This is a genomic window from Rheinheimera sp. 4Y26 (genome assembly GCF_025245835.1).
In the GTDB taxonomy this organism is placed as follows: Bacteria; Pseudomonadota; Gammaproteobacteria; order Enterobacterales; family Alteromonadaceae; genus Pararheinheimera.
In genome coordinates, this window is the sequence record NZ_JAOBWS010000011.1 from 113,877 (window position 1) to 131,661 (window position 17,785).

Consider the following 17,785-nt stretch of genomic DNA (forward strand, 5'->3'; position numbering starts at 1 on the left):
CTGAACATTCAGTAGAAAAAATCCCGCCTGTTGGCGGGATTTTTTATGGCAGGAAAGAAGGCAAAGCGGGTGGATGTGCGGATCTTTGTTGCCGGTGATTTGTCGCAGCTGTTGGCCGTTTTGAACCTTTGTTAAATCATCCACCAACCACAGAGCAGATAAGCAATAAAACTGGCGACAGCACAAAACACTGCATAAGGCATTTGGGTACGCACATGCTCTAATAAATCACAGCCTGCTGCCACTGAACTCACCGCCGTGGTATCTGAAATAGGCGAGCAATGATCGCCAAATACACCACCGCCTAAAATGGCCGCCAGTATCAGGGCTGGTGGTAAATTCAGCTCCAGCACCAGTGGCATGCCAATAGGGATCAGAATAGCAAAGGTGCCCCAGGAGGTGCCTGTGGTAAAGGAAATCAAAGCACCTGCTAAAAACATCATGGCCGGAATTAAAAACAGCGGCATTGAACTTGCCACTAAACCGGCAATAAAGGTACCAGTGCCCAGTGTTTTTAAGCTGGCGCCAAGCGCAATGGCTAACAATAAAATAGTCGTTAACGCCAATAGTTCACTCATGCCTTTATAACCAATATCCACCAGCTGCTGATGACTGAATTTATTGTCAAACCGAAGCAAAGCATAAGCGACTAAACAGGCAAGGGCAGTGGCATAGAGCACAGATTTGGAGCCTGAGCCTGCGGCTAAATCGCCCTGGCCTGTCCAATACATAAAACCCACCATCGACAGGATCATCGTCAGCAAAGGCAGTAGCATATAACGGGCTTTGCCTTGGCTGATTTCTGGCCCTTCGCCGAGATCTGTCGTGGCATTATGCAATTGTTGCTGACGCTGCCAGGCAGTTTTCATCGGGCCATAATGACGCCCACTGATAATGGTAAAAAGCACCAGCGCCAGTGTGAACAACGGATAGAAGTTAAACATAATGGTTTGTATCAGAATTGACACCGGATTTTCCGGCAGCTGATAACTGCCAAGCAAACCAAGCACATAAGCGCCCCAACCATTGAGTAAAATCAGAATGCAGATAGGCGCGCTGGTACTGTCGATAATATAAGCAAGTTCGGCTCTGCTCATTTTAAATTTATCAAATAAACCCCGCGATAAAATACCTGCAGTCAGCACAGACAGGTTTGATTCAATAAAAATGGCCACACCGGTAAAAAATGCCAGCAGCTTGCTTTGCCGGCCATTTTTGGCAATACCACGCGCCACCAGGCGGGTCACCAGCGCATTTACACCGCCGGAATAACGCATATAAGCCATTAACGCACCGACCAGCAGGGCAAATAACAATAAGCGTGCATTGCCCGGATCTGACATCACTTTGATCAGTGCTTCCAGTGTATTGAGGCCACCCAGCGCAGTGGCGGTCACAACAGACTCACCCTGTTGGCTCAGTAACAGCAGTTCGGCACAAAACAACGATAACAGCAGTGCCACTATCACTTCTTTTTTCCACAGCACCACAATCAAAGCCACCAGCGCGGGTAGCAGCGTCAGCCAGTCAGACAAAATTCACCTCGTTGTCAGTTCTTGTTGTTATTTATTGTTGTTTGTTGATGATCTTTAGTGTGACAGCTTGCCATGCCGGGCTTGTTAGCGCGATGCATTGGGCATGTAGGCGCTGTTTGCCGGAGCAATTGTAAAAATGCGTCCGGCCGATACTTTGCCAGTAAGGCAGATAACACTGCAATGCTTTTATCATCCATCCCGCCCGTGATGTGCTCAGGCACAAAGTGCCTTTGAAAAGCACTGAAGTAGAGTTTGCTTTGCTCGTCATGTTCACCTGTTACTTCAATGGCATAACCGTAAAGCCTGAGCGCCTGTTGCAGCTGGGTGATGCCGCCGGTTAACACAGGCTGCTGAAAATATTGGCGCACGCTGTGGTTGTCATACCAGGCCCCAATGCCCTGGGTTGCCAGCCACTGCCAGGGAAAACGTGGCCCCGGGTCCTGCTTTTTCGCCGGGGCTATATCACTGTGTGCCAGAACCCGGGTAGCGCTGATGTCAGGATAACGTTTGAGAATATCTTTGAGCAGCAGCGCCAGCAGCTGCATTTGCTGTGGGTCAAAATCCGGTGTCAGACAAAGCGCCGGACGGACTGTATTGCTTGCTGTTGCTGCACTTGGCTGATCACAATGTCCGGTGTTCACCAGCTCAATGCCAATGGATTGGTCGTTCAGATTTTGCCGGTCTTCAAATGCACTTTCACCGGCATGCCAGGCGCGCTCTGTTTCAGCCACCAGCTGATAAACCTTGAGTTCTTGCTCTGGGTATGTGCTGTCAAAAGATTCAGGGATCAAATAATGGCTGCTGACCGGGCGGGCTGACTTTTGGGTCAGGATCTGAAGTGATTGCTGCCAATTGCCTGCGGTGTAATGCAGCACCACAAAACGCACGCGCTGATTCTGATTTTCCGAAGGATGTTTGCTGATGTTCAGTTGTACCGGCGACAGGGTTGTGGCACAGCCTTGAAGCAACACAGTCAAACCGCAGAGCAGCAGCGGATAACAAAAAGTCCGAACTCTGAAAGACAATTTTTGTCGGAACATACACCTAACCTGCAAACAAGTTGTCTGTTGCCGCACAACAGAAAGCGCCAAAGGCGCAAAGATAACATAAAAACAGCGACTGCTTCTATGTCGCCTTGTGGCTGTTGTCAGGCTATCTGGTTGTAATTTATTACGTTTTATGGCGATATAGCTTTTAACCAGATCAGGGATTTGAATCAATGAGCCACCAACAGTTGTTGTCTATCAGAATTGCGTCTGAACATGCACTCTATCTGGATCTGGCGACTGAACCTTCGCCGGCAGCGCTGGCGCAGCTGGTACAACTGCAGCAGCAGTTAAAACAGCATTATGGCCATCATCTTCGCGACATAGTGCCGGCTTATTTATCGTTATTGCTGATTTTTGAACCCGAATATTTTGTTTATCAGGGGCTGTGTGCTGAGTTAACCGCTTTTTGCCAGCGGCTGTTTCAGCAACCGGCACCTGATCTTGCCGGCAAAAAAGTACAGCTGCCGGTGTATTACGGCAAAGACAGTGGCCCTGATCTGCCACGTCTGTCTGCCTTACATGGTTTGTCACAAAAACGCATCATTGAACTGCATCACAATACAACTTATCTGGTTTATGCCATTGGTTTTGCGCCTGGTTTTGCCTATTTAGGTTTTGTTCCCCCTGAGCTCAATAGCCCCAGACTCGCGACACCAAGGCAACAGGTGTTACAGGGCTCTGTGGGTATTGCTGATCGGCAGACTGCGGTGTATCCGGCAAGTTCGCCGGGTGGCTGGAACATTATTGGTAACAGCCCGCTACCGCTCTTTGATCTGAATGCCGCGCCGCTGATGCCGGTTGCTGTGGGCGATGAAATAAAGTTTGAGCCGATAGAACGTGCTGAATTTATCCGGTTGGGGGGCCAATTGTGGACGGATTAATGGACAGACTGAAACAAGGTGGTTTTTATCTGCTGAAAAGTCACGCTTTGTGTCAGTTACAGGATTTGGGGCGTTTTGGCGTTGCCGGTCTTGGTTTAACTGAAGGTGGAGCCTGCGACCAACAATCAGCCATGCTGGCCAATATGCTGCTTGGAAATGTGGCTGGTGCGCCTTTATTGGAAATTGGCGTAGGAGGTGTCAGTTTAAGAGCTCAGGCCAATACCTACATTAGTCTGACCGGTGCGCAGATGCCATTTTTAATTAACGGCCAACCGGCGCCACGTTATTGCACTATTGCGGTGCAATCTGGCGATCTGATTGAAATTGGTTACGCCAGAGCCGGCCTTCGTTGTTATCTGGCGGTCGCCGGTGGTTTTTTAGTGCCAACCACCCTGGGCAGTGTGTCAACCGTGCTACGTGAAGCTGTAGGCGGACTCAATGGCCAGGCGCTTGCTGATGGGGATTGGCTGGCGGTGCAGCCTTGTGAGGTTATAGCGCTGCGCTCTTTGCCTTACGAATTACAACCAAAATTCAGTGCTGTTACAGCGCTGGACTGGATAGCGGGCGCACAATATGACTGGTTTAGCCAGGAGGCCATCACCAGGCTGGATCAGCAGCTGTTTCGTGTCACAAAACAGTCAGACCGCATGGGCTGCCGGCTCAGTGGCGGCAAAATTAAGGTTAAACCTCAGGCGCAGATGTATTCGGAGGGGGTATGTTGTGGTGCTATTCAAATCAGCAATGACGGTCAACCCATAGTTATGCTAAACGATCATCAGACCATAGGTGGTTACGCCAAACCCGGTGCAGTCAGCAGGCTTAGTCTCAATGCACTGGCACAGTGCCGGCCCGGCAGTCTGGTGCGTTTTGTTAAACGTGATTTGTCTGATGTGCAGGCCAAAGCTGCGCGCCAGCGCGAATGGCTGGCAAGCTTGCAACAAGAGTGGCAGCACAAAGCCTGAACAACGCCTTCGTACAGGCTTCGCAAAGATTGAGTAACCTTGCTGCGTCAGCGCTTGCCTGGATATTGGGCCAGTTGTTGCACCAGCTGATCCAACAAGGTTCTGCCTGCGGTGGCCGCTTTAGGGCTATTAACCATGGCCACAAAAATCCAGGGCCTGTGGTTGGCGTCATACACATAACCGGCAAGGGCGGTCACATTGTTCAGCGTACCGGTTTTTAACCGCGCTTTTTGATAGGCAGCGCCGGCTCTGAAGCGGTTTTTTAAAGTGCCGTCCATGCCTGCGAGCGGTAAGCTGGCGATAAATTCTGGTCCGTAATGCGCCTTTGTGTTGTGGCGCAATAATGCCGCCAATAACGATGCGCTCAGACGTTCCTGCCGCGATAAACCCGAGCCGTTTTCGAGTACCAGTTGCTTTGATGTGATCTGCTGCTCTGCTAACCAGGCCAGAATCTCCTGCGCCGCGAGATCTGTGGTCAGACTGTCCTGATTGTCCTGATTGTTCTGATTGTCCGGCTTGTTAGCGCTGTTTTCGGTATTATTGTCTGTACTGTTATCGGCCCTGTTGGCTCCCAGGGTTAAATACAATAAACGGGTCAGTGCATTGTCTGAGGTTTTATTCACCCGTCTGACAAGCTCCCCCAAACGCCTGCTGTAGTGCACGGCAACAGGAACTGCATCTGGGGGTGTTTGTCCTTGTTGTAACCAGGTCGCTGGCGAAAATGTAGCTAATAAAGGCGTTGGTTTATCACTGGAAGATAAATGCTGCATGTGATGTTTTGCCTGGCAGCAATGCTGTTTGGTTGTTGTTGCCCCTTTACCTCTGTGGCCAAAACCGGGCCGGTGATTTTCGGCGCTGTGGCTATTTCCGGCTATATCGCCGTCTATGACGCTGTTGCTGAGATTACCCCTGATAGTGCCGCCAAGTTGTTGCCATTGCTGCAGCAGAGTTAAAAATAGTGCCTGATCGCGGTCAATCAGCTCAAAACTCTGTTGCTGCACACAATTTTTAGCAAAGTTGCCGCGAAGTTGCAGCTGCAATTGAGATGAAACCATCACCAGCTGTGCCTGTATCGAGGTTAAATCAGTCTGTTCACAGGGGCTGTTGTTAAGTGTCACACCGGATAAATCCAGCTGCAACAAAGGCCAATAGGGGAGCAGCATCGCCTGCACCTTTTGCTGGTCTGAGCTTAGTTTAAGGACCTGTTGACTTTGGCCCAGATAAAGTGCATCCGGCCTGTGGTTATAACGTGCTTTGGGTGTTTCATCAAAATCCGCAGCCCCCACATCAGAGCGCGCTGGTAAAAAACTGCTGCGATCCAGCACTATGGCATTAAGCTCGCTGACTCCCTGTGCACGCAACTGGCTGAGTAAAGCGCTCAGTTCAGCATAATTTAAATCAGCATCGGCGCCGGCCTGCAGATATAACGGCTGTGTTAAACGAAAACTTGTCTGAGTTTTGTGCCGTTGCAACGCAGCATAATCATCTTTATCCAGCAGCAAGCGGGTACTGCCGCGCCAGTCAGCTCCCAAGCGGGACAAAACCACAGTGCTGGTCAGCAGTTTCATGGTAGATGCCGGTGACATGGCCGCATCAGCGCGATAAAAAAACGGCGCTGCACCGTCAAACAGCGGCTCCATCACCAGCGCCACTTCCTCTGGCTGCAGGCCGTTTTGTGCCAGCTGACTTTTAAAACCCTGTTGGCTGATGGGGGCAGAGCTGCAGGCTGATAAAGTCAGCAGCAACAGGCTAAGCGGCAGATAAAGTCGATGGCGCAATAATTTCAAAATAACTCCGGCACATAACTGTTTTGGTGTCCTGGGTTTTGCCGTTTTATCTTGCCAGTTTTAGCCCTGGCTGAATACCAAAACAACCTGGTTTTTGCCGCTTGGCAGCATGTTTGAGCTATCTGTGTTACAGCTGTGGTGGCAACTCTTGGGTAGCCTAACTAGCGTAAAGCGGCAGATGTGGATTTCTACCTTGTTTAGCTGCCAGCTGGAAAGGCCACTGCTTGCTATTATCTAGTTACCAGATTTGTGATAAACGCAGCCGATATGGACAACGTGTGCAGACAGGTAAACAACACCGGCTTTTTGCGAAAATACCTGCCCGGTTTCTGGCTTGCTCTGGCGTTACTTGGGTCTTTGACAGCACAGGCGCAGCAAACAGAGGTCGCAAACGGCGGTGCCGCAGCCTTTAGCAAAGCGGAAATGAGTTATTTACAGCAGAAAAAAACACTGCGTTATTGTATCGACCCTGACTGGATGCCGTTTGAAGGGCTCGATGCGCAAGGCCGGCATATTGGCATCAGTGCCGATTATCTGCAGTTGTTTCAAAAGATGCTACCTGTGCCTTTGCAGCTGGTGCCCACCAAAAACTGGGCGGAGTCCATCGACTATGCCAAAAGTAAAAGCTGCGACTTTTTGCCGCTGGCAATGAAAACGCCGGAGCGCAGCCGTTATTTCAATTTCACTCTTGCGTATCTGAGCATTCCGACCGTGCTGGTGACCACGCACGACAAACCTTATCTGCATCACTTAGCTGATTTGCCGCCGCAGCCTGTGGGTGTGCGTCGTGGTTATGGGGTGGCCGAACTTTATCAACAGCGCAGCCCGGCGTTACATCTGATGCAATACGACAGTTATGATCAAGGTTTGCTGGCGGTGCAGCAGGGCATTTTGTACGGTTTTATCGCCAATATGGGCAGCATCAGCTACAGCATGCAACAAAACAAAATGCAAAATCTAAAAATTGCCGGCCGTCTGGCGGGCGACAGTCAGCTGTCTTTTGCCAGTCGTAATGACGAGCCACTGCTTGGCAGTATTTTACAAAAAATGCTGTTACGGCTGTCGGTGCAGCAACAACAGCAAATTCATCAGCGCTGGCTCAGCGTGCGTTACGAACAGGGTGTGGACTATCAGCTGGTGTGGCAGGTGATCCTGGTTGCCAGCGCTCTTGGACTACTTTGGTTGTGGGCTTATCTGAAACTGCGTCGGCTGAACAGGGCACTGGTTGCGGCCAATGCTGAGTTGGCGCGGTTGAGCCAGCAGGATCCGTTAACCGGGCTTTATAACCGGCAATTTTTTGAACAAAAATTACAGGATGCATTGGCTTTGTGTCAGCGGCAACAGTTGGCGCTGACGGTGGCGATGATGGATCTGGATCACTTTAAAAAGCTCAATGACGAATGTGGCCATTTGTATGGCGACACCTGTTTGCGTGAATTTTCCAGGTTATGCCGCAGTTATTTTCAGCGGCCGCAGGATTTACTGGTGCGTTATGGCGGTGAAGAATTTGTGTTGATCAGTGTCGGTACAGCACCTGCGTCGATGGAAAAACTGCTGCGGGCTTTTGTTGGGGTTATTGCCAGCACTGAAATGAATGACGGCGAACATTGCCGCAACTGCACTATCAGTGTCGGCGCTTATTGTGATGTGCCAACGCAGGAACTGGACAGTAAAACCTTGCTGGAACTGGTGGATCAGGCGTTGTATCAGGCAAAAAATCAGGGGCGGGACCAACTGGTGTTGATCCCGCCCCGCGGATAAAAGTCAAAGCCGCAAACGGCCAATAAGGCGATAACGCCAAAAAGCAACTTCTTTGCAGCCTTGCTTAGGCAGGTTTAAGCAGGTTCCGGCTCGGTCAGTAGCGCCTGAGCTTCTAACAGCAGCGGATTATCACTTTGTTGTAATGCCACAAAGTCCTGTTTGCTGTGAAGGCCGGCATAACCTATCTCAATCAGACTTTGCGCCACTGCACCACCGAGGTTTTGCCCTGGGCCTAATAAAATCAGCTTATCCGGCGCAAACTCTTTCACCGCCACCTGCAAAGCACGGCTAAAGTGATAACAATCTGCCACCTGGGTTTGAAAGGTATAACGCCACAGCGCTTTGTTATCCACTGCTCCCGGATGCCAGATAGTGCCGCTGCCGTCAATAAGCGCTGTTTGTGGCCGCATAAATTGTTCTGTACTAAAACGCGCCAACGCCGCTGCTGATGCCTGTTGCATTAAAGGGCTGTGAAAGCCGGCATGGCCGTGCAATAACAGTGGGAAACGTCCATCCACTGGAGGCAAAGCGGCCATGGCGGCAGTGACCGCTGTTTTGCTGCCCGCCATCACGGCATAACCGCCATATTCAATCGACATCCAAAGCTGACCATGGTGCAGCGCCAGCTGGTGTTTTACCGCAGCTTCTTTTTGCGGATCCAGCCGCCACTGCTCATCCAACAGCGGATAAATAAACTGTTGTCCTTCTGCCTGAGCCGTCAGCTGCGCCATGGCCGAGACCACTTCAGTGCCAAAGCCCGGCGCCCAGACACCGGCGCAGGCGAGTGCTGTGTACCAGCCCATCGAATTGCCGGTGACTGCCACTATGTCGTATTGTTCTGCTAAATCCTGTTGCAGGCTTTGAAATTGCGCCACACCTGCGGCATAAATCAAAGCAGCATTATTCTCCGGTTTTTGATGACTGGCGTTTAAATACAAAGGGGCACTGTCAAGCTCTGTCACAGTCGTGAGCCCCAGCTGATGCCGGGTTTGATCAATAGCTTTAAGCGCTTTTGAGCCGTAAAAAGGCGCCAGCGAGCCTAATTCTGTTTTCTGATAGGTACCCCGGCCCGGGCATACCACCAATGCGGTTTGTTTCATCCAACCTGCTCCAGTTTGTGCTGAGATTTACCCAGCAACATCAGCGATTGTTCAATAATTTGCGCCACAGAAGGCAGCACAGTGTAAGCGGCGCTGCCAAGCGGAATAAAACTGTCTTGTGCACATAAACGCGACAGCTGATACCAGTTCGGTTTGTGTTCATGTAAAGCGGTAAAAAGCTCCTCGCTGAGCGAGCCACGGCGGCGGCATTCATCGACAATCAGCACTTTTTGCGTCTGGCCAATGGCTTTGGCAATTTGTTCAATATGCAAAGGCACCAGGTAACGTAAATCCAGCACAGTTGCTGCAATACCTTGTGCTGCCAGTTGTTGCTGCGCCTGACAACTTAAATAAAAACCGTTGGCGTAGCTTAAGATCACCAGATCTGTTGCTTTATCCAGATGATGGGAGCGAATCGCTGGCGTGCCAATTTCTGGCAGCTGTTCATCCAGCGATGGCAAATCACAGGCCCAGAGGTTATCACCCGGCTGGTGTAAATCGCGGGTCATATAAAGGGCTATTGGCTCTAAAAAAATCACCAGTCGTTTTTCACTGTGGGCAAGCTCTAAAGCCTGACGCAGCAATAAACTGGCGTCGCGGCCGTTTGACGGGCAAAACAACAATAAACCCGGAATATCCCGAAATACCGCAAAAGAATTGTCGTTATGAAAATGACCGCCAAAGCCACGTTGATAAGCCAGACCTGCAATACGCACCACCATGGGGTTTTGATACTGACCGTTGGAGAAAAACGGTAAAGTCGCGGCTTCACCCCGGATTTGATCTTCGGCGTTATGCACATAAGCCAAAAACTGAATTTCCGGCACCGGCAAAAAGCCTTGCTGCGCCAGACCAATGCCCAAACCCAGAATACTTTGTTCATCCAGCAAGGTGTTGATCACTCTGTTGCTGCCAAATTGCTGCACCAGCTGTGAAGTGACGTTATACACACCGCCTTTTTTGCCAACGTCTTCACCCAGCACTATGGCGTTTGGGTAACGCGCCATGGCCTGATGCAAAGTCCAGTTGATAATTTTCGCCAGATGCTGGGGTTTACCCAGGTTGTGTTTATCAAAATCAAGCGTCTTGGCAGGCACACTTAGCGCCGGGTTTATGGCTGCAGCAGTTGTGGCAGCAGACACTTTAGGCACTATGCTTTGCATCACAGCTTCAGCTGTGGTGAGTTTTGGCTTATTGCTGGCAACAAAAGCCACTCTGGCGGTTTGTTGATCCAGTTTGAGTACCAGTTCTGCCAATTCTGTCTGGGTATAAATACCACGTTTTAACAGCAGAGCAGTGGCGTATAACAGCGGATCTTCATCCAGCTCAGTTTCAATCTGTTGTTTTTTGCGATACGCCACTTCAGCGTCGGCACCGGCATGGCCAAATAAACGATAGGTTTTTAAATGCAACAGCGCCGGCCGGCGGTTTTTGCGCACAAAATCCACTGCTGCTCTGGAAGCCAGGGCTACATCGGCCAAATCGCGAGAGTCTGCAGTAAAAGTTTGCATATGCGGGCTTAAACTGTGGGCAATCCAGCCACAAGGGGTTGGTGTGGAAATGCCCAGACCATTGTCTTCGCATAAAAACAGCACAGGCACAGGCACATGCTGATAATCGGCCCAGCAAGCAGCGTTAATAGCGCCCTGCGCTGTGGAATGGTTGGCAGAGGCGTCACCAAAACTACAAAAGGCAATGGCCTGTTCCGGCCACTGGCCTTTGAGATCCAGCCTTTTGCTTAAATCGATGGCAAAAGCAGTCCCCACAGCCTTGGGTAAATGTGAGGCAATAGTGCTGGTTTGGGGTGGAATAGACAAAGCCAGACTACCCAGCACCTTATGCCGGCCGCCGGAAATTGGATCTTCACTGGAAGCGGTAAAAGACAATAACAAATCATAAATGGGCGTGGAGCCTGGCAGCTGTTTGCTGCGTTCAATAAAAAAGGCGCCACTGCGATAATGCAAAAAGGCCGGATCCGTGACCTGTAAAGCCGATGCCACCACTGCATTGGCTTCATGGCCGCTTGAGCCTATGGTGTAAAAGCTTTGCCCTTTGGCTTGTAACAAGCGCGAGCGCAAATCCAGCAGGCGGCTTGACAGCATCGAATCAAAATATCGGCAAATTTCAAAATCGGTCAATAGTCCCGCGTCTGATTTGGGGGTGGGTAGCTTGTGGCTCTGAATTTTCTCCAGATAAGCTGTGGTCCAGGCATGTTGTTCATAAGGGGGCATGCAAAATCCTGCCATATGGTTGTTGTAATCGACAGAAAAAAGGCCAGGGCATTTGCCGCTGGCCTTGATTAATCAGCAAAACGCCTGCAGGCCGGTAATGGCGCGGCCTAAAATCAGCGCATGCACATCGTGGGTGCCTTCGTAGGTATTCACTGCTTCTAAATTCATCACATGGCGGATCACGTGATATTCATCCGCAATGCCATTACCACCGTGCATATCACGGGCGATACGCGCTATATCCAGCGCTTTACCACAGGAATTGCGTTTAATCAGCGAAATAGTTTCCACCGGCAGGGTGCCGGCATCCATTAAACGGCCGGCCTGTAAACAGCCCAATAACCCTAAGCTGATGTCGGTTTGCATATCGGCCAGTTTTTTCTGAATAAGCTGATTGGCCGCCAGTGGCCGGCCAAATTGTGAACGGTCCAGCGTATACTGGCGCGCCGCATTAAAACAAAACTCTGCAGCACCCAAAGCGCCCCAGGCAATACCATACCGGGCTTTATTTAAACAACCAAAGGGCCCACTCAATCCCTGAGCATTGGGCAATAACTGATCTTCCGACACTTCCACGCCATCCATCACAATTTCACCTGTGATAGAGGCGCGCAGCGAAAATTTACCTTCAATTTTCGGGGCGCTTAAGCCCTTCATGCCTTTTTCCAGGATAAAACCACGAATAACACCATCAAGTTTGGCCCAGACCACAAACACATCGGCCACAGGGGAGTTGGTGATCCACATTTTGGTGCCGGAAATGCTGTAACCACCGTCGATTTTTTTCGCTGTGGTGCGCATAGAAGCCGGATCTGAACCCGAATCCGGCTCTGTTAAACCAAAACAGCCAATCCATTCGCCGCTGGCAAGTTTGGGCAGGTATTTCATCCGCTGTGCTTCTGAGCCATAGGTATAAATAGGATGCATCACCAGGGAAGATTGCACACTCATGGCACTGCGATAACCGCTGTCAACCCGTTCTACTTCACGGGCGACTAAACCATAACTGACATAATTGACACCGGAGCAGCCGTATTTTTCCGGCAAAGTGGCGCCCAATAATCCCAGTTCACCAAGCTCGCGCATAATGGCCACATCAAAGTGTTCATGGCGGTTGGCTTCGAGAATGCGCGGCATCAACCGCTCCTGACAATAACTATGGGCCGTTTCCTGAATTAACCTTTCTTCTTCTGTTAATAAGTTATTGAAGGAAAACGGGTCTTGCCAGTTAAAAGGCGTTTTGCTCATGGTGGTTACTCAATGCAGTGAAAGTTATTGCTATCTTATGGAGGCCGGATTTAAAGTAAAAACATATAGAAGCTTGGTCAGGTATAGAAAATATCTATGGATATGCGTCAGCTTGGTTATTTTGTCGCGGTTTTTGAGCAAGGCAGCATCAGTGCGGCAGCAAGGCACCTGGATGTTGCCCAGCCTTCGGTGTCAGCAGCGTTATTGGCGCTGGAGAGCGAACTTGGCGTGGTGCTTTTTATCCGCTTACCGCGTGGTGTGAAAGCCACCGAGGAAGGTGAGAGGTTATACAGCCAGGCCTGTCAGATTTTAAGTCAGTTGCAGGCGGTGCAGGCGTCTTTTAAAAAACCGGCCAAACGATTGCAATTCAGGCTTGGTTTAGTGCGCGCTTTAGGGGTTGAACGTATGAGTGCGCTGCTCAAAGACTTTAACAGTCAGCTGCCTGGTCTTGAGCTGCACTTAGTAGAGCCGGACGAGCCTTGTGATGCCCGTATTATTAATATCCGCCAGCTCAAAGCCGGCGAGCTTTACCAGCCGCTCTGGAGTGACGCTTATTTGCTGGCATTACCGGCGCAGCATCCTTTATGCGCCAAAGCGCAAATCAGCATGGAGGATTTTAAAAAGTTGCCGCTGATTAAACGCACGCCTTGTGATGCCTGGGATCAGCTGCAAACGGCGCTGAACAGGCACAATATTAAAGCCGATATCCGCGCCAATATTCACACTATCGAATATGCCATAGGGCTGGTGGGCGCCGGCATTGGCTGTGCTTTAGTGCCGGCGTTTGAGAGTCACCGCAACAGGGCCGAGATGCAAACCAGACCGCTGGAGCTCCCCCTTGCCGAGCGCCAGTTGGTATTGGCTTTTGATAAAAACCAGCAGCATCAGAGTGCGGTAAAAACTTTATGTGAAGTAGCGAAAAAACAATAATCTGGCTGCCGCTGATACATTTTGTTTGCCGCCGGTATCACCATTACCGCCAGCCAGGCGGATTTATCAAGACATCAACAGTGAAATAGACAGCGACAGCACAAGAGCGCCAGCCACCAGATAAAAGGGCGATAGTTTGGCTTTGATCAGTAAAAACACCGCAAGGAGTACCCATAAAAAGTCAGTCACTGAGCCAATACTGTTGCTGGCCACCGGCTTTATAAAAGCACAGGCCAGCACACCGACCACAGCAGCATTCGCCCCGGCCATTGCCTGCTGCACCCCGGGTTTATATTTCAGTTGTTGCCAATAAGGCAAAGCCCCCAGCACCAGGAGCATGGCCGGTAAAAAGATGGCAACAGTGGCAATCAAGGCCAGCAGCAAAGGTGAATAAGGCAAACCGCTTGATGCCCCTAAAAAGCTGGCAAAAGCAAAGAGCGGGCCCGGTAGTGCCTGAGCTAAACCATAACCTGCCAAAAAGCTCTGGTTATCAATAAGTTCAGGCACAAGTTCAGCCTGCAGCATCGGCAGCACCACATGACCGCCACCAAACACTAAGCTGCCGGCCCGGTAAAATTTATCCATCAGGCTCAAAAGGGCGTTTTCGCTGCTGGTCGCCAATAGAGGCAAGAGCAGCAATAAGGAGAAAAACACCCCAACTAACACAGGCGCAAGCCGCGATTTTGATGCGCTCGCAGGCGACGGCTGCGGCAAAGGCGATACAAAATAACGGCCACAAAAAGCAGCTATGGCGATGACAACAAGCTGCTGCCAAACCCCGGGTTGCCACAGCAGCCATAACATCACGGCAAGGGCAACTAAGCGCCTTGGCCAGTCTGGGCACATGCTTTTACTCATGCCATAAAGTGCCTGCGCGACGACGGCGACGGCCACCAGTTTGAGCGTATGCACCAAACTGGCATCAAAACCGCCGGCCGCGTGCTGCAAATACAGTGCAAACAGAAGCATCAGCACAAAAGAAGGTAGGGTAAAACCTAAAAAACTGACCAGGGCGCCAGCATAAGAGCGTGTTAAAAAACCAATCGCCATGCCGACCTGACTGCTGGCGGGGCCTGGCAAAAACTGGCATAAGGCCACCAGCTCGGCGTAATCCTGATCGTTCAGCCAACGGCGTTTTTCGACAAATTCAAAACGGAAAAAACCAAGGTGGGCCAAAGGGCCGCCAAAGCTGGTACAGCCAAGGGTCAGAAAAATAATAAAAAGTTGCCATAACGAAGGTGGGGCAACTTGTGGTTCTGATTGTTGCTGCTGAGGCACTGGCTGTCGGGTCCTTTTATGCAAAGACTTTGTCAAAAAACAAGACTCAGCAGGCTGAGTCTTGGCAGAACTTTTAGTTTTTCATGGGTGTTTTAAGCCCTTTGCCCCGGCTGTTCGCGGCGAATTTTGTGGCTTTAGCACGAAACAGCCGCAGCATAATGGGGTGATATGACATAAATATTACATATAAGCTTTGCTAAAGGCTTCTTTGGATTGCTGAATATAAGTCCTGGCTTTTTTGGCGTGTTGCTCCCAGGCCGCTTTGTCTTTGGCATCGGTAAAGGGGTTTTGCTCAGGCGCCACTGAACGTTCAAACTTTTCGTAAAAAGTAATTGATGATGCAGTGATTTGATTAAACCTTTCTTTAAATTCCTGCAAAGCTTCCAGCTGTTCGCGGGTTTTTAATAAATATTGCACCAGCTCAGTGTTGTTTTCGCTAGCCAGGTAAGACTGCGCTTTATTGGTTACATTTGAGGCCACCTCGTCCATGATATTGGCGCGGATAGATTCTTCTTTACTCATCACCCGGCCGTAATTTTCCTGAGTGCGGGCAAGGCCGGCATGTTGCAGATAATTGCGCAGGTGTTTGTCTAAGTCTTTACGAAACAGCTCCACCATTTTCGCCATTTGTTGTAAGTCCTGATCCAAGGTAGACACCTGCACCAGCTCACGTTCCAGCTCGCTTAAAAAACGTTCAGCGTTTTCGTAGATTTTCAGCCCGTTTTCTTCGGCAAATTTGCGATCTTTGCGGCTTAAATCGGCATTTTCATAATTGGATTTATCAAAAGTGGCCGCTAAAAAGGATTTAAAAGGTTCGGCAAAGGCTGAATAAGTGCCGGCGCTTACTACATTTAATGTGGCAGTTACTAAATCACCAAAAGGTTTCACCATTGAATTCAGCCTGGCCTGCTGCAGCGGGGAGGCCACTCTTTTGGTATCGGCCAAAATTGTGCGAAACGACGCATAAGCCATAGGGTTGGACATTTTATTGCGTTCAGAACTTGCCAGCACAAAAGTAATACTGGAATAAATGGCGTTGGCGTATTCCAGGTATTGGCGCTGACTTTCCAGCTGGGCGGCGTAATTTTTACCTAAAGTACGGAACGACTCAGCCTGTACTTCGTAATTCCGGTTTTGTTTGAGCTGATCCAAAATACCACTGATAATTTTCTGCTCGTTTTTTTGCAGCGCAGTGTCTAAAAGAATACGGTCAACCACCACATCATCAATCACCACAGCGCCGTTGCTGCTTTCAATATCAAGCCGGATATATTTGCGGCCCGGGTCGTCAATCGAAATCCGGTGGGCGATAAAGTCAGTGCTGCCGGCCTGGGTTTCAATCAACCCCACTTGTTGCCAGACACTATCGATGCGAATAGATGCGGACGTCAGAATATTAATACGATAACTGGTATAGGCGTTTTCCGGCTTTACCCAAAGTTCCAGTAAACCCAGCTCTGCCAGGGGCTGGCGGCTTATCAGTGAGCTGGAACCGCGGCCACAACTTAATGCCTGAATGCCACTTTTCACCACATCTTTTTGCAGGGTACAGCCGGATAAAATATTAAATTGCTGCTCATTCTGCTCAAAGTTGCTGGCAAGGATAGGCTCGCCCGGCATGGCGGCAACACTGCTGGCAAACAAGCTAAAACCTAAAGCAAATAACAAGCGCATAACAACCTCGGATTGAGTTTTTAGCCAGTGTAAAGTGAGACAAAACGGCAGAACAGAGCTTGCCGGGCACTGAATGTACCAGAGCTGAATTAGGCTGGTAAGGGCAGAGTAGGTGATCGGGGGTTAACCGGCTGTTTTTTAAGCCGGTTTTTCCGTGATCTCGATGATTTTAAAACCAGGTTGTTGCCGCAGGTATTTATATCAGTGCAGTCGCACCATCTCCAGGCTGGCCGCTTAAGGTGAAGTTGCTGTCGGCTTTGTGGTTGCTGATGAGGCTGTTGCCAATTGTTGTAACCAGAGCGCAAAATCTTCATCCATCGAACTGCCCCAGCTGAGCACCAATGCCTGATATCTTGGATAATCTCCATTTCGGGTAAACTGCAGCATTTGGTCAAGCTTATTCCGTTGTTTTTCAAACATATAACGTACCGCCAGATAACCCCAGCGATAGATACGGTCACTGCCGCTATTGCTTTCATAACCGGTGTGAAATAACGCACTAAGGGCAAAGCCAGCTTCTTTGGCCAGTTTGATTGCCGCCTGATTGTTATCACCATGTGCCAGATATTCCGCCATGCCTTCAGTCCACCACACCAGATACGGGCTTTGTGGCGCCGGGCGCGGGCAATTTTCCGGCGCGGCGTGGGAGTCGTGCAGATTGGCGCAAAAATCGCCAAACAAATTAAAACGTCCATCCAGATAATGCACATATTCGTGCGCCAGATTCCACACAGCGCCGCCAGCATGCTGATAAGCAACAAATTCTGCCTGATTACCTGCCTGATGGGGCAGACCTTCCAGATACATGCCGCCGTTGTTGGTTGGCATCAAAAAATGCTGACCAGCATAAGCGGCATACTGGGGTTGAGACGCATAAATATTGGCTCTGAGCATGTGGTTGCCATCGTACGACACTGGGCTTGGGTTTTCGAAGATGTGCTGAAAACGCTGCTCAACTTCTGAGAGTTGCTGACAAATCTGTGACTCCTGACTGTCGGTTAAAGCGGCAGAGCGCAGCTGCAGCGTGGCACTGCACTGATGTACCTGCGTCAGCAGTGCACTGACACTGGTGCTTGATGTGCCGGTTGTTGCGGGCTCAGCCGTTACTGCATCTGCTGCGGCTGTGCCTGCCACAACCGGGGCTGCATTGAGCCATAACAAAGCGGCTGACAACACTGCGGTTTTGGATAAATACATAACAACTCCTGATAGTTATACCTTGTTGAATAAAAAGCGCCGAAGTGCTGCCTGTTACCCTGGCAATAAAAGCACAAAGCACAAAGCACAAAGCACAAAGCACAAAGCACAAAGCACAAAGCACAAAGCACAAAGCACAAAGCACAAAGCAC

At 50.1% G+C, this 17,785-nt stretch carries 13 protein-coding genes; 4 read left to right on the plus strand and 9 right to left on the minus strand.

Annotated elements, in window-relative coordinates:
* Positions 1 to 131: 131 nt before the first annotated feature.
* Together N3Z11_RS14290 and N3Z11_RS14295 are read right to left on the minus strand one after the other, a co-directional pair.
* The gene (locus tag N3Z11_RS14290; protein WP_260657872.1) at positions 132 to 1,535 is read right to left on the minus strand and encodes a Na+/H+ antiporter NhaC family protein; all 1,404 of its coding nucleotides are present in this window, start codon (positions 1,533 to 1,535) and stop codon (positions 132 to 134) included.
* Positions 1,536 to 1,549: 14 nt separating this feature from the next.
* The gene (locus N3Z11_RS14295) at positions 1,550 to 2,506 is read right to left on the minus strand and encodes an N-acetylmuramoyl-L-alanine amidase (RefSeq protein ID WP_260657873.1); all 957 of its coding nucleotides are present in this window, start codon (positions 2,504 to 2,506) and stop codon (positions 1,550 to 1,552) included.
* 248 nt (positions 2,507 to 2,754) lie between these two features.
* On the opposite strand from N3Z11_RS14295, the gene pxpB reads away from it, so the two are divergent.
* Both pxpB and N3Z11_RS14305 read left to right on the plus strand, forming a co-directional pair.
* The gene (gene pxpB / locus N3Z11_RS14300; protein ID WP_260657874.1) at positions 2,755 to 3,465 is read left to right on the plus strand and encodes a 5-oxoprolinase subunit PxpB; all 711 of its coding nucleotides are present in this window, start codon (positions 2,755 to 2,757) and stop codon (positions 3,463 to 3,465) included.
* Positions 3,465 to 4,427, plus strand: coding sequence for a biotin-dependent carboxyltransferase family protein (locus N3Z11_RS14305; protein WP_260657875.1), 963 nt, complete (start codon positions 3,465 to 3,467; stop codon positions 4,425 to 4,427). The genes pxpB and N3Z11_RS14305 overlap by 1 nt, the downstream gene beginning before the upstream one ends.
* A gap of 47 nt (positions 4,428 to 4,474) precedes the next feature.
* On the opposite strand, the gene N3Z11_RS14310 is transcribed toward N3Z11_RS14305, so the two are convergent.
* Positions 4,475 to 6,214: a D-alanyl-D-alanine carboxypeptidase/D-alanyl-D-alanine-endopeptidase gene (locus tag N3Z11_RS14310; protein ID WP_260657876.1), complete on the minus strand. Its 1,740-nt coding sequence runs from the start codon at positions 6,212 to 6,214 to the stop codon at positions 4,475 to 4,477.
* Between the two features lie 267 nt (positions 6,215 to 6,481).
* On the opposite strand from N3Z11_RS14310, the gene N3Z11_RS14315 reads away from it, so the two are divergent.
* The gene (locus N3Z11_RS14315) at positions 6,482 to 7,975 is read left to right on the plus strand and encodes a diguanylate cyclase (protein ID WP_260657877.1); all 1,494 of its coding nucleotides are present in this window, start codon (positions 6,482 to 6,484) and stop codon (positions 7,973 to 7,975) included.
* 74 nt (positions 7,976 to 8,049) lie between these two features.
* On the opposite strand, the gene N3Z11_RS14320 is transcribed toward N3Z11_RS14315, so the two are convergent.
* The 3 genes from N3Z11_RS14320 to N3Z11_RS14330 all read right to left on the minus strand — a co-directional run bounded on the left by N3Z11_RS14320 (position 8,050) and on the right by N3Z11_RS14330 (position 12,554).
* Entirely contained in the window at positions 8,050 to 9,075 is a 1,026-nt protein-coding gene (locus tag N3Z11_RS14320; protein ID WP_260657878.1) for a malonyl CoA-ACP transacylase, read from the minus strand.
* Positions 9,072 to 11,306 carry a thiamine pyrophosphate-dependent enzyme gene (locus N3Z11_RS14325; RefSeq protein WP_260657879.1) on the minus strand — a complete coding sequence of 745 codons (2,235 nt, stop codon included), beginning with the start codon at positions 11,304 to 11,306 and terminating at the stop codon, positions 9,072 to 9,074. The genes N3Z11_RS14320 and N3Z11_RS14325 overlap by 4 nt, the downstream gene beginning before the upstream one ends.
* Positions 11,307 to 11,378: 72 nt before the next feature.
* Positions 11,379 to 12,554, minus strand: coding sequence for an acyl-CoA dehydrogenase (locus N3Z11_RS14330; protein WP_260657880.1), 1,176 nt, complete (start codon positions 12,552 to 12,554; stop codon positions 11,379 to 11,381).
* A gap of 96 nt (positions 12,555 to 12,650) precedes the next feature.
* Between N3Z11_RS14330 and N3Z11_RS14335 the strand changes: the two genes are divergently transcribed.
* Positions 12,651 to 13,484, plus strand: coding sequence for a LysR family transcriptional regulator (locus N3Z11_RS14335; protein ID WP_260657881.1), 834 nt, complete (start codon positions 12,651 to 12,653; stop codon positions 13,482 to 13,484).
* A gap of 66 nt (positions 13,485 to 13,550) precedes the next feature.
* Here the strand turns inward: N3Z11_RS14335 and chrA are convergent, their stop codons facing one another.
* The 3 genes from chrA to N3Z11_RS14350 form a co-directional block, all read right to left on the minus strand.
* The gene (gene chrA / locus N3Z11_RS14340) at positions 13,551 to 14,762 is read right to left on the minus strand and encodes a chromate efflux transporter (RefSeq protein WP_260657882.1); all 1,212 of its coding nucleotides are present in this window, start codon (positions 14,760 to 14,762) and stop codon (positions 13,551 to 13,553) included.
* Between the two features lie 180 nt (positions 14,763 to 14,942).
* Entirely contained in the window at positions 14,943 to 16,436 is a 1,494-nt protein-coding gene (locus tag N3Z11_RS14345; RefSeq protein WP_260657883.1) for a hypothetical protein, read from the minus strand.
* 234 nt (positions 16,437 to 16,670) lie between these two features.
* Positions 16,671 to 17,633 carry a collagenase gene (locus tag N3Z11_RS14350; RefSeq protein WP_260657884.1) on the minus strand — a complete coding sequence of 321 codons (963 nt, stop codon included), beginning with the start codon at positions 17,631 to 17,633 and terminating at the stop codon, positions 16,671 to 16,673.
* Between the last annotated feature and the right edge of the window lie 152 nt (positions 17,634 to 17,785).